The following is a 13,264-nucleotide window of genomic DNA, read 5'->3' on the forward strand; positions in this document are numbered from 1 at the left end:
ATTTATTGAATACATTCCGCCATCTTTACCTGAAAATCATTCATCATGGCAACCATTTTTTGTGTTATCTCCGGATATTGCCCAACCAAATCTACAGTCTCTTCGGGGTCTTTCTCCAAATCGAAAAGCGCAAGGCCGGTTTTGCCTCCCCTTGCAAGCTGCACGCCCGGCAGACCATCCTTGCCCGGTTCTGTCACGATGCGATATTCGTGAGGAGCCACACATTTCCATTTCCCGTCTCTCACCGCTTCTACTTTACCGTCATATAAGAAGTAAAACGGTTTATGACTCTGTGCTTGTCCGGTAAGTGTCATCCATACGTTCTCACCATCGAACTCGTTCATCCGCGGCATTTGTGAACCGGTCAGTTCTACAATGGTAGGGGTAATGTCCAAAGCCGACAGGAACTGCTCGGAAACTTTACCTGCCGGAATACGACCGGGCATCCGGGCTATGAACGGCACACGCTGCCCACCTTCAAAAGTAGTACCTTTTCCCTCACGAAGTCCGCCTGTAGAACCGCCGTGATTGCCGTAACTCAGCCACGGACCGTTGTCGGATGTAAACAATACCAGGGTATGATCGTCCAAACCGTTTTCTTTCAATGTTTTCATTATTTCACCTACCGACCAGTCTATCTCCATAATTACATCAGCATATAGCCCTTCTCCGGATTTTCCTTTGAACTTATCCGATACGCCCAGAGGAACATGAGGCTGTGTATAAGGAACATAAAGCAGGAAAGGTTCATTCTTATGCTTGTCAATGAATGCCGTTGCACGTTCTGTGATACGGGTAGTCATGTGATTCACTGTAGGATTATATTCCACCACGCGCTCATTGTCGTAAAGCGGCAATGCCCGGTACGGATGTCCCGGCTGAGGATGGAAAGGCCACATATCATTGGAATAAGGCAAACCGAAAAACTCATTGAAACCGTGTCGGAGCGGTAGGTGTTCGGGAAGACATCCCAAATGCCATTTGCCGAAAATGCCGGTAGCATAATTATTCTGTTTCAGGTAGTCGGCAAGGGTAAATTCATCGCTTTCCAATCCGTTTACGGACAGGTCGTCTACAACTCCCTGTAAGCCTGCCCGTTCGGCATATCGCCCTGTCAGTAAGGCGGCGCGCGATGGAGTAGAGGCTGCCGCACCTGCATAAAAGTTAGTGAAACGGATACCCTCCGCCGCCAGTTGGTCCAGATTGGGAGTTTGCAAACGAGAGTTGCCGTAACACTTCATGTCTCCATAGCCTTGGTCGTCAGTCAGTATAATAACGATGTTGGGCTTTTCTGCAGCGTTGCTTCTTGAAGAAGCATTCGCTGTTTCAGATGATTTTGAGTTTGAACCGTTGCAGGCGGATAATCCTGCAACAGCCAAACATAAGACTGATAAATTATTCATAAAACTTACTGTAAACTATCATTTTTTTACTTTAAAGCTAAAGGCTAACGGTTCATTCTTCAACCCTTTGGGCAGAGTAACAGTCACCTTGCCATCCTTACAGGAATACTTCACGCTCTTGCCGTTTTGCAACAGAGTCATTCTGCCTGTCGGCTCGTTACCTTCCCACTCAATGGTGGCAGGCAATGTTTCTTTTTCGGGCAGGGCGTAGATGGCATATAATGTTTTACCGTCTTTATTGGCAGTAAACCATACTTTACCGCAGTTATAGTTTGGTGTAGTACGGGTGGCGTAGATAGCCGCACCATTCTGCTTCAACCAATCACCAACTTCTTTCAAGCGGTCGATAGCGCCTTGCTCAATCTCTCCTTCCGGAGTAGGTCCGATGTTCAATGCCAGGTTTCCGCCTTTGGCTACAATTTCAGCCAGCATATTGATTACCCATGAACAGGATTTGTATTCAGAGTCCGGACTCCAGCCCCAAGTTTTAGCCAAAGGGATACAAGTTTCCCAGGGGTTGTTTATCTGTTTTTCAGGAATGACACGTTCCGGTGTCTGGTAGTTCTCGTTACGTCCCGGCACGGTTCTGTCCGCCACGATAAGACCCGGTTGTTTCCGGCGTGCTTTGTCTACGATTTCATCCATCTTGATATCCTGTTCCGGTTTACGCACCCATCCTCCATCAAGCCACAAAATGTCGACATTGCCGTAATTGCTCATCAGTTCGTCAATCTGGTTGGCGGTAAACTTCTGGAAGTTCGCCCATTTCTTATGGTATTTCTTTACGTCATAGTTTACGTTACGTGTGGGAGTAGCCCAAAACGGATCCCAATAATCTTTGTGATGCCAATCCGGTTTGGAAAAGTAAGTACCAATCATGAAACCTTTCTGCCGGAAAGCATCGAACAGGTGCTTGGTGACATCACTGTATTTTCCATTCTTATACGGCCCTTTTGTAATGCCGTAATCCGTGTATTTAGAGTCGTACATACAGAATCCATCATGATGCTTAGTGGTGAAGACAAGGTATTTGCATCCGGCATCTGCCGCAATGTCTGCCCAACGGGAAGGTTCGAACTTGACCGGATTGAATGAATCCGCCAATCCCCAGTACCATTTTTTAAATTCGTCGTAAGGTTTGTCCGGAGCTACTCTCTCTCTGCGCTTGGTAAAGCGGTCTTCCGAACAAAGCAACCATGATTCCGTAATACCCGGCACTGAGTAAATGCCCCAGTGGTACATGATACCGAATTTCACGTCTTGCCATTTATCCAGTTTTTCCAGTACTTTCGCATCCGTAGGCCATTCATAGCTTTCCGAACTTTCGTGTATCAGTTCTCCGTCTTTCGTTCCGAAAACTTTTTTGTTTTGCGCATTCAGTGCCAGCGACAGACCGATACACGCAACGAGTGATAAAACTTTTTTCATAAATAATTCTTGTTATTGCATTAGTAATAGATATTTTAGTTCTTTGAGTCAGAAACGCTTTCTATAAAAGTAGGTTCGCCCTGCAATTGCTTCACGATATTTTCCGCTTTCTCAACTTCTGCTTTTGTGCCGCAAATTAGTAATGACACGCCACCTTCAGCACCGTCCACACCACCTTTCGCCGTGACGTGAACATCTACATCGGCAAATTCTTTCATGGCTTCGATTTCAGTATAGATATTGCCTTGCGTTACATTGAGACGCACTGTACCCTTACCGCGTTGTATATCACCATTTGTTATCTTCTGAATTTCAAACAGGTCTTGCGTTGTTTCTTTTTCGAGGCCTACCGGCACAATCCAGCGTCCTTTACCTTCATCTGTGTATTTGCGCAGCTTCGCTACAGTGCCTCCGTCAGGTGCTCCTACACATACGGCTGCCTGACGTTTGGCGTAGTTCACCATGTTAGCACCTTTAAACACGATGTCCTTCGCATTCATACGTGCTAAAGCATCGGCATAAGATATGTCAGCAGGCTTCCCTTTCATTAATACTATTTCCGACTGACGTTTCATCCCACTAGCAAAATCTTCTTTCGAACTCGGGAAGATTCGTCCTGTGACGAAACTCCCCCGGGGAGCTGACAGTCCGGCAAGTTCTTCTGCAAGATAAGTATTAGTTGTTCCCAAAGTTATGATGACAATGCCGTTCTCCAATCTGTCCTTGACATCTTTATTTGCCGCAATACCCTTAGCTATCAGACGTTTGCTTTCACTGACCGTCAACCGTGCGGTTGTCATATACTCATATGCTTTCTGCGGAATAGTTCCCGCCGCTTCTTTTTTTTCTTTAAGTTGCTGCATACAGCTACTGAATGAAAGTGCTATCGCAGTTAGTAGGATATAGTTGATTGTTTTCATATTTAATGTTTTTACCTGATATTTAATGTCTTTATCTGATTAGATTTCCAGTTCGGGAACTTTATCAACCAAGACTTTTTCAGTACCGTTTTCTTTGATAATGGTAGCTTTACCTTTATAGTCGATGCTTACGTTCTCACCTTTCTTCGTATTGCGAACGAAGAAAGAGGGAGCACCTTTAGAGGATAAATTAACCTTGATATTCCAGTCACCTATCTCAATACAGCCATCTTTCAACATTCGTGGCTGCGCGGTGGGGGACAGTTTGGCATGAGTATCGATAATTGTAGCAAAACGATATACTTTCTGCTTGTCTGACGTAGCTGTGAAATGCCAATGATTTGCGTACGTTTTAAAATTACCTTTCTCGTCAGCAATCAGCCAATTGACGGCAGGCGTAAAGAATTGGCTGGTCGTATCGGTTTTCAATACTCCGGTGGAAAAAAGGTAAGCATCAGAGATTCCTTCTTTGTTGGTAGCCTGTACGTGTACCCAATCCGGATTGCTTTTATCCACATTCATCGGATTAGTAACCGTATGCAGCAAGTAACTCCAAGTGACAGGCTGTTCAGCTTCCAATTCGTCATAGATAAAGGTAAGACCTGTTTTTCCGAGTTCCACGATATGACGGCGGTAAGTTTTCAGTCCGACTTCGTCCCAACCATTCTCAGGGGTATATTCCAGCCCGGCAACTTTGCCACGTTCTATCCAAAGCGGAGAGATTACTTTTCCATATGCATTAGACGCATCCCCTACCACATAACCTATGTTTTCACTTATATAATGACGGGGAATCCATCCGTAACCTTCGGTACCGATACGCTGTCCCATACCATTAACCAGTATCGTATTGTGAGCACGAGTTGCACGGTAACAATAAACAGAATGTTTATCAATAAAAGAAGTACCATGACCTGAGCTATAAAAGAGCGACTGTCCGCCCCAAAAGGTATTGAACGCATTCTGATTGGTTAGTGCATGGGATGTGCCACCGTAAGGACTGCTACGAAAACTAATCATGGCACTGTTTTCTGTCTGCGATAAACGGGTGGAGAATGAAGCCAGACCGGATTGCGGGAAAACGTGTCCCACAGGCAGGTCGGCAAGACCAGCCCCCACAGGCAATGGTTTGTCACACTGCAAACGGAACCATGCCAGTCCGCCTGCTTTGGACGTACTGCCTTCATTCAAAATGTTCGGCTGACGTGCCCGGATAGTACGCACATAATCAGCAGCATACGTATTGCCTGTCATCCGGGCGACAGCATCCGCGTAACCGACTCTTACTCCTCTGGGCGTTAACACCTTTTCATGGGAACTACCATTTCCGCCCGATTTTGAAAATGGGGGTTGCTGATAGATAGTGTACAACACCGAACCTTGATACCAGGGATCAGAGAAGAAATCAAATCCGGTCAGCCTGCTGTAAAAATAAGGAACTTCTATCAATGTACGTGTGTTTACAGTGAAATAAGAGTCACCATTATGCCATGCACCATCCTTATTCAGACCGGGGAAACGGGCAAGCCACACGTTATAGCAGTAATCTACCCAAGTATCAGCCTCGGGCAGTTCACCGTAAACAGTGAAAGCCGCCATTGTAAGAATCCGGAGCGTCATTTGCCAGACGTGATTCTCAGCGATATGATTTTCCAGATAATTATTATAATGGTCATACATCTTGTTTCCATACTTCCGGATGCAAGCAAGCAGGTCTTTTCGGGTATCTTCATCCAGAAGGTCATAGAGAGCATCATAAGCCAATGTGCCAAGTGATACGAAAGTAGCGTCATTAAAATCGCCTTTCACATTATCACTTTCCCCCCAAGTGATAATTTCCTTGATACGCTTGATGGCTTCATCGGCATAGCGACGTTCTTTAGTCAGCATATAAGCACGTATGATAACATCCAGGTTCGACTCTTCTCTGTCGACAATACGGCGACTTTCACGAGTAAGCATTGCGTTGCGCTCCATTTCGCTGTTCAAATTTGCGAGCAGCTTGGTGTTGACGTCATTGATAGACTTCATAGGTGTCTTCATCGCCTTGTTGGCAGCCGAGATATAAATCTTGCGTTCCGGAGTGGAAATGCTACGACGGATAAAGTGCTCCCACTCTTTTTTATCAAGCCAGACGCGGGGATGTTCATGTGGAACTTTGGCGAGGACTTCTTTCAGGGAAGGCGGACAGAACTTGTCAGGATTGGTTTCAACCGTAAATTGCTGAACCGTAGCCCATTTTGTCTTGCCATCCTTTACGTTGCCATATTGCCAGTACCACACGCCGGATGTCAAGTCTTTCTCCGGATTGTAAAAAGGCCAACGGGTTTCCACCTGTACCACCCCGGTCTTGAAAGTGGGATCTTGAGAGTAGCGCAAGCTATAACGGACTTTACTCTTGTCAACCTTATGCTTAGTATCCAGCCCGTCCAGCCCGCTCTCTACCACATAAAGCCCTTCCTGCAACGGCCATTGAAAAGAAACGATACGGTCGGCAACCACTGCTTTGTCCGACGGCGAGGGAGTAGCACGCATTTCGTGCATCAAAGTGACATCTTTCAGCCGGATATTAACAGGCGACTGTTGAGCATACAGTCCGGATGCCAATAAACAAATTGTAAAAGTATATAAAGTAAGTTTCATGGTTATTTGTTATTTATAATCTAGCAGTTAAGCGTTTTTCATTCTATATTCATTCTTGTTTAGCCGAACTTCTTCAATTCTTTATATCGTCTTAATGCTTCCAGATAATAATAATCCGCATAGTTTAACGGTACATCCACCTCGCTATCATGTGGAAAACTACCCACCGAGTGTTTCAGGATGAATCCTTTATTCTCATTCTCCTTCGCCAGATAATCCGGTGAAGAAAGCTGTTTTAATATATTTTCCGCATACTCCATATAACTGTTACTTAGATTCTTATCATCTGTATATCCGCATAGTTCGAGCAAAGCGGAAGCGGTAACAGCCGCGGCGGAAGCATCACGCGGGGCGTTCGGAATATCCGGTGCATCATAATCCCAGTAAGGAATATAATCATTTTCCGAAGGACGGTTCTCCATTATAAATCGGGCAATCTTATGCGCAGCTTCCAGATAAGCGGAATTTTTCGTAAAGCGGTAACACATCGTGTAACCATACACTCCCCATGCTTGTCCGCGTGCCCAGGCGGAAGAATCGGAATATCCTTGGAAAGTTCCTTTAGACTCCACTTTCCCGCTAGGTACGGAATAGCTGACTACATGATAGGAAGTCATGTTCTCACGAAAATGATTCTTCAAGGTTTTGTCAGCGTGAGCCATCGCAATATCACGATATTTAGAATTTCCGGTTTGTTCGGATGCCCAGAAAAGCATCTCAAGATTCATCATATTATCAATAATCACCGGGTAACTCCAATCCCCAAAATCCCAGGAACGAATCAAGCCGACTTCCGGACTGAAACGTGCACAAAGGCTCTCGGAAGAATTTACCAAAACCTGTTTATCTTTCGGTTCCGGTTTCAAACGAAGCGCCTGTCCGTAGCTACAATACATCATAAAGCCAATATCATGGTTTCCTGTATAATATTGAATATCTTCCAGACGGTTCGTATATTTACGGGCCTCCTTCGCCAACGCCTCATCCCCTGTCATCTCATAGGCCAGCCACATGGAACCGGGATAAAAACCACTTGTCCAGTCTTTGGCATTTTCCAGACGGTAACTTCCATCCGCCTTGGTAGAACGTGGAAAACAAACTGTGTCAGGTACATTTTTCAACTGATCCGCCATATAAAGTAACTGATGACCGGATGTTTTCACCGCAGTTTCAAACCATTCCGGCGTACCCGCTTTAGGAATATCACAAGCGGTCAGCAGACCTATTCCCAAAACCGCCATATACAACTCTCTTTTCATTTCCATATTTATAGTTTTAATGATTTATTTTAGATTTAATGTCTCATCTTTACCGATAGCAAAATTAGGGATTGCCGAAAAGAAAGGCTTTATATATCTATTTTTTCATCCTTGATTCCATATGCGTCAATGTAGATTTCGTCCAAAACACTTTTGTTTTTGTCTATTCTCATATAATCATACAAAAATTGCGCACACCTTCTTTAAAAAAGAGGATGTGCGCAATTTTGTTTCAGTCTGCGAACCTTGCTTATCTCACAATATCTTCCGGAAATTTAGCCGGCATCTCCACCCGTTTCCAAGTTTCATAATACCAGGTATTCAACTCGTTTCCATTCAAATCATTCTTGATGAAATATTTCAGACACAGATAATCATTGTCTTTTATTTCAAATTCGAGGATATTATCCTGATTATCCAACATTGGCAGATGAATATTCTTCTCGATACTTTCTTTATAAGAATCATCCGTCAGTTGTTTCCACATTCCATATCCTGTAATGATGGCATCCGAACCGGGGATAATGGTAAAGTTCACGATCCGTCCGTCATCACTCAACACTTTAAATGTATTACTGGGTTTCAATGCTCCCGGAACATCGGGAGATTCCGACACATAGTGGCAGAGCTGCCAAATACCTTTTAAATCGGCCGCTTTGAATTTTGTTTTCTTTTGGGCCATCGCACCTGTTACCGCTAACAACATCATTGAAAGCATGGTAAAGAAAAAGAGCTTTTTCATTGTCGTATGATTTTAGTTAACACTCTCGAAGGCGTATGTCCAAATATAAATATTTATTTTGAGAATATAACTATCAAAGACATAAAAAAACTCGCATAACCCAAAGATTATGCGAGTTTTACATAAATATACTGAAATATTAGAAATCAGCATTTCTCGGTGTACGCGGGAACGGTATCACGTCACGGATGTTCGCCATACCTGTAACGAATAATAACAGACGTTCAAAACCAAGTCCGAAACCGGAATGAGGACACGTACCAAACTTACGGGTATCCAGATACCACCACATATCTTTCATCGGGATGTGCATTTCTTCAATACGGGTCAGCAGCTTGTCATAGTCCGCTTCACGTTCGGAACCACCGATAATTTCACCGATCTTCGGGAAAAGAACGTCCATTGCACGTACAGTCTTACCATCTTCGTTCTGCTTCATATAGAAGGCTTTGATTTCTTTCGGATAGTCAGTCAGAATCACCGGACGTTTGAAGTGTTCTTCCACCAGGAAGCGTTCGTGTTCAGAAGCCAAATCCACGCCCCAGTAAACCGGGAACTCGAACTTATGGCCTTTCGCAACAGCTTCTTCCAGAATCTTGATACCATCTGTATAAGGCAGACGTACGAACTCATCTTTCAATACACCTTGCAGACGTTCAATCAAGCCCTTGTCGAACATATCGTTGAGGAACTTCACATCATCCGCACAGTTATCCAACGCCCATTTCACACAATATTTGATGAACTCTTCCGCCAAGTCCATATTGTCTGTAATATCGTTGAAAGCAACTTCCGGCTCAACCATCCAGAACTCTGCCAAGTGGCGGGGAGTGTTGGAGTTTTCGGCACGGAACGTAGGACCGAATGTGTAGATAGCTCCCAAAGCAGTAGCAGCCAACTCACCTTCCAGCTGACCGGAAACGGTCAAACTTGCCTGCTTACCGAAGAAATCATCTTCATAAGAGATAGAGCCTCTCTCGTCTTTCTTCAAGTCATACAGGTTCATGGTAGTCACCTGGAACATCTGTCCGGCACCTTCACAATCGGAAGCCGTAATGATCGGTGTATGGAAATAGAAGAAGCCCTTTTCATGGAAGAACTTGTGAATAGCAATCGCCATGTTGTGACGGATGCGGAACACAGCACCAAACGTATTCGTACGCGGACGCAAGTGAGCAATCTCGCGCAGGAACTCCATAGAGTGACCTTTCTTCTGCAATGGATATGTATTATCACAAGTACCCAGCACTTCGATTTCACGAGCCTGTACTTCCACTTTCTGACCGGAACCTACTGACTCTACCATTTCTCCGTTCACGCTAATACAAGCGCCGGTAGTAATCAGTTTCAGCATCTCTTCATCGAAATTAGCCAAATCTACTACGACCTGCAAATTATTTATTGTAGAACCGTCATTCAGTGCGATAAAGTTTACTTGTTTGCTACCTCTGCGGGTGCGAACCCATCCTTTCACATTGACCATCGCGCCAATATCTGTGCGCTTCAACAGATCAACAATTTTTGTTCTACCAATCTTTTCCATTTAACTTTTTCTTTTTAGATACAAGAAGACGAGGTTTCAATTACAGGGTTCATTCTTTCCTGCTCTCTTTCCTCGTCCTCTGTCAAGTTGTTATTTATTGACTTATTATTCAAACGATCCCATACGGAGGTAGTTTACTTCTGCTTCCGACAGGTAACGCCAGTCTCCGCGACGCAGCCCTTTTTTGGTCAGTCCGGCGAAGAACACACGGTCGAGTTTTACTACTTTGTAACCCAGTGATTCGAAAATACGGCGAACGATACGATTCTTACCGGAGTGAATTTCGATACCTACCTGGTCTTTTTTGAAATCATCTGTATAGCTGATTGCATCTGCATGGATTTCGCCATCTTCCAACTGGATACCAGCTGCAATCTGATCCATATCCGCTTTTGTCAGGTTCTTGTCCAGATGAACATGATATATTTTCTTCTTCAGGAATTTCGGGTGTGTCAGCTTGGAAGCCAGATCACCGTCATTCGTCAGCAAGAGTACACCAGTCGTGTTACGGTCAAGACGTCCTACGGGATAAATACGTTCGTTGCAAGCGCCTTTTACCAGATCCATTACCGTACGGCGTTCCTGCGGATCATCCGATGTAGTAACCGTATCTTTCGGCTTATTCAACAATACGTATACCTTACGTTCGATGCTTACCGGTTCATCGTGGAACTTAACCACATCCGAACGTTTGATCTTTGTACCCAATTCCGTTACTATTTCACCGTTTACAGAAACCACACCTGCCGTGATAAATTCATCAGCCTCGCGACGTGAACAAACACCGGCATTAGCCAGGAACTTATTCAGACGGATCGGTTCATTCGGATCAATAAACTGTTCCTTGTACTCGATCTGTTTCTTTACGCTATACTTAGCATTCGGATCATAATCGCCGGTACGCGGACGAGGACGATAGCCTCCTTGTGAACGGTCATTGTTGTATCTCGGACGATAGCCGCCACCACCGTTGTTGCTACGATAGCCACCACCTTCACCGTTGTTGAAACGGGGACGATACGGACGGTCACCACCTTCACGGTTGTAAGAAGGACGTTGAGGACGGTCGCTACCTTCGCCGTTATTGAAACGGGGACGGTACGGACGGTCACCACCTTCACGGTTGTAAGAAGGACGTTGAGGACGGTCACTACCTTCGCCGCTATTGAAACGGGGACGCTGGGGACGGTCATAAGAACCACCTTCACGATTGTAGGAAGGACGTTGGGGACGGTCATAAGAACCACCTTCGCGGTTGTAAGAACGTTGCGGGCGTTCGCCTCCTTCATTATTGTTATTGAAGCGAGGACGATACGGACGATCGCCACCTTCACGATTGTAAGAAGGACGTTGGGGACGGTCGCCATAAGAGCGGTCACCATACGAACGCTGCGGGCGTTCGCCTCCTTCATTGTTGGCATTAAATCGCGGGCGATACGGACGATCCCCGCCTTCACGGTTGTAAGAAGGACGATACGGACGTTCTCCACCTTCTCTGTTGTAAGACCTGTTACCATCACGGCCGGCACCTGTATTCTCTTCATTGAAAGAATTTTCGCGCCATTCTTCGTTTTCTGTGCTCATTTTTTTTATTCGAATAAAATTAGACTTTGGCCTCACGGCCTATTTAAAAACACGTTTATTATATAAGTAAACAATTAAAGCCCCGTATAAGTATGGGGAGTGATTGCTCTTAACTCTTTTTTAATATCTTCGCTTACATTCAATTCTTCGATAAACTCTTTAATAGAACTTTCTGTAATAGCCTGATTGGTCCGGGTTAAAGCTTTCAAAGCTTCATACGGATGCGGATAAGCCTCACGGCGCAGAATAGTTTGAATAGCTTCTGCCACTACGCTCCAGCAGTTATCCAAGTCACGATAGATAGCCGGTTCGTTCAGCAACAGTTTACGCAATCCCTTCAAAGAACTCTGAATGGCAATCACGATATGACCGAAAGGCACACCTACATTACGCAGCACTGTCGAGTCTGTCAAGTCGCGCTGCAAACGGGAAACAGGAAGTTTCACAGCCAAGTGTTCCAGGATAGACGTTGCTATACCCAGGTTACCTTCCGCATTTTCAAAGTCAATCGGATTCACTTTATGCGGCATGGCGCTTGAGCCCACTTCTCCGGCTTTGATCTTCTGTTTAAAGTACTCCATAGAGATATACTGCCAGAAGTCACGATTCATATCGACCATAATTGTATTGATACGCTTCATGCTATCAAAAACAGCAGAGAGGTTATCATAGTTCGAAATCTGCGTAGTATATTCTTCACGTTCCAGCCCCAGTTTTTCTGCAACAAACCGATTACCGAATTGTTTCCAGTCATATTGAGGATAAGCTACATGATGCGCATTGTAATTTCCGGTAGCACCACCAAACTTAGCGGTAATCGGACATGCTTTCAACATGGCCAGCTGACGTTCGAGACGGTAAACGAATACCATCACTTCCTTGCCTAAACGAGTAGGAGAAGCCGGTTGACCGTGAGTTTTGGCAAGCATCGGAATGTTAGCCCATTCTGTTGCATAAGTTTTCAACTGCGCAATCAACTCTTCAATCAACGGATAGTAAACCTGTTCCAATGCTTCTTTGATAGAAAGAGGAACAGACGTATTGTTAATATCCTGAGAAGTCAGTCCGAAGTGGATAAATTCTTTATAGTCATCCATTCCGCCCATCTTGTCAAATTCTTCTTTCAGGAAGTATTCTACGGCCTTCACGTCGTGGTTAGTTACACTTTCGATATCTTTAATGCGCTGTGCGTCTGCTTCAGAGAAGTTACGGTAGATATTCCGTAAAGTTTCAAACACGTTGCTATCGATTCCTTTTAATTGCGGCAAAGGGAGTTCGCACAAGGTGATAAAGTATTCCACCTCTACCTGTACACGGTATTTAATCAGTGCAAATTCAGAGAAATAAGCTGCCAAAGCTTTAGTTTTGCCTCTATATCGACCATCAATCGGAGATATGGCCGTCAATACATCAAGTTCCATACGTTTTCTTAGATAATTATCAGACTGCAAAATTAACTCTTTTTCCTGAGTTATAAGGTAAAAGGAGAAAGAAAGTTTGTATAAAAGAGGTAAGAAATAAAAAAAAGTCTCACGAATTCATCCGTAAGACTTCTTTTTGTGTGGGCGTTGACGGATTCGAACCGCCGACCCTCTGCTTGTAAGGCAGATGCTCTGAACCAGCTGAGCTAAACGCCCTTGTTAATGAGCCGGAAGTGCTTCGTTTTTTTTGTGTGGGCGTTGACGGATTCGAACCGCCGACCCTCTGCTTGTAAGGCAGATGCTCTGAACCAGCTGAGCTAA

Annotated in this window: 9 protein-coding genes and 2 tRNA genes; all 11 read right to left on the reverse strand. The window is 44.7% G+C overall.

Going from position 1 to position 13,264, the window contains the following annotated elements; translation table 11 throughout:
- Window positions 1-2 precede the first annotated feature (2 nt).
- The 11 genes from AAHJ11_RS07540 to AAHJ11_RS07590 all read right to left on the reverse strand — a co-directional run bounded on the left by AAHJ11_RS07540 (window position 3) and on the right by AAHJ11_RS07590 (window position 13,264).
- Window positions 3-1,403, reverse strand: a complete 1,401-nt coding sequence (locus AAHJ11_RS07540; RefSeq protein ID WP_320974408.1) for a sulfatase — start codon at window positions 1,401-1,403, stop codon at window positions 3-5.
- Between the two features lie 18 nt (window positions 1,404-1,421).
- The gene (locus tag AAHJ11_RS07545) at window positions 1,422-2,831 is read right to left on the reverse strand and encodes an alpha-L-fucosidase (RefSeq protein ID WP_217721408.1); all 1,410 of its coding nucleotides are present in this window, start codon (window positions 2,829-2,831) and stop codon (window positions 1,422-1,424) included.
- A 35-nt stretch (window positions 2,832-2,866) separates the two neighbouring features.
- Complete coding sequence (locus AAHJ11_RS07550; protein WP_413579255.1) at window positions 2,867-3,751, reverse strand: hypothetical protein; 885 nt, start codon at window positions 3,749-3,751, stop codon at window positions 2,867-2,869.
- Window positions 3,752-3,790: 39 nt separating this feature from the next.
- Complete coding sequence (locus tag AAHJ11_RS07555; RefSeq protein ID WP_413579256.1) at window positions 3,791-6,394, reverse strand: DUF4962 domain-containing protein; 2,604 nt, start codon at window positions 6,392-6,394, stop codon at window positions 3,791-3,793.
- Window positions 6,395-6,453: 59 nt separating this feature from the next.
- A complete protein-coding gene (locus AAHJ11_RS07560) occupies window positions 6,454-7,653 on the reverse strand; it encodes a glycoside hydrolase family 88 protein (protein ID WP_320974412.1) in 1,200 nt (399 codons plus the stop codon).
- Window positions 7,654-7,903: 250 nt separating this feature from the next.
- The gene (locus AAHJ11_RS07565; protein ID WP_195648648.1) at window positions 7,904-8,395 is read right to left on the reverse strand and encodes a DUF4488 domain-containing protein; all 492 of its coding nucleotides are present in this window, start codon (window positions 8,393-8,395) and stop codon (window positions 7,904-7,906) included.
- 139 nt (window positions 8,396-8,534) lie between these two features.
- Window positions 8,535-9,938 (reverse strand): asparagine--tRNA ligase, encoded by a 1,404-nt coding sequence (gene asnS, locus AAHJ11_RS07570; RefSeq protein ID WP_148366576.1) that lies wholly within the window; start codon window positions 9,936-9,938, stop codon window positions 8,535-8,537.
- Window positions 9,939-10,043: 105 nt separating this feature from the next.
- Window positions 10,044-11,522: a pseudouridine synthase gene (locus AAHJ11_RS07575; protein WP_195648649.1), complete on the reverse strand. Its 1,479-nt coding sequence runs from the start codon at window positions 11,520-11,522 to the stop codon at window positions 10,044-10,046.
- Window positions 11,523-11,596: 74 nt separating this feature from the next.
- On the reverse strand, window positions 11,597-12,943 hold the full coding sequence (purB, locus tag AAHJ11_RS07580) for an adenylosuccinate lyase (RefSeq protein ID WP_195648650.1): 1,347 nt from the start codon (window positions 12,941-12,943) through the stop codon (window positions 11,597-11,599).
- Window positions 12,944-13,084: 141 nt separating this feature from the next.
- A tRNA-Val gene (locus tag AAHJ11_RS07585) sits at window positions 13,085-13,159 on the reverse strand.
- A gap of 36 nt (window positions 13,160-13,195) precedes the next feature.
- Window positions 13,196-13,264 (reverse strand) — tRNA-Val (locus tag AAHJ11_RS07590).

The organism is Bacteroides sp. 90-K9/2, from assembly GCF_047310725.1.
GTDB classification, from domain to species: Bacteria; Bacteroidota; Bacteroidia; order Bacteroidales; family Bacteroidaceae; genus Bacteroides; species Bacteroides vicugnae.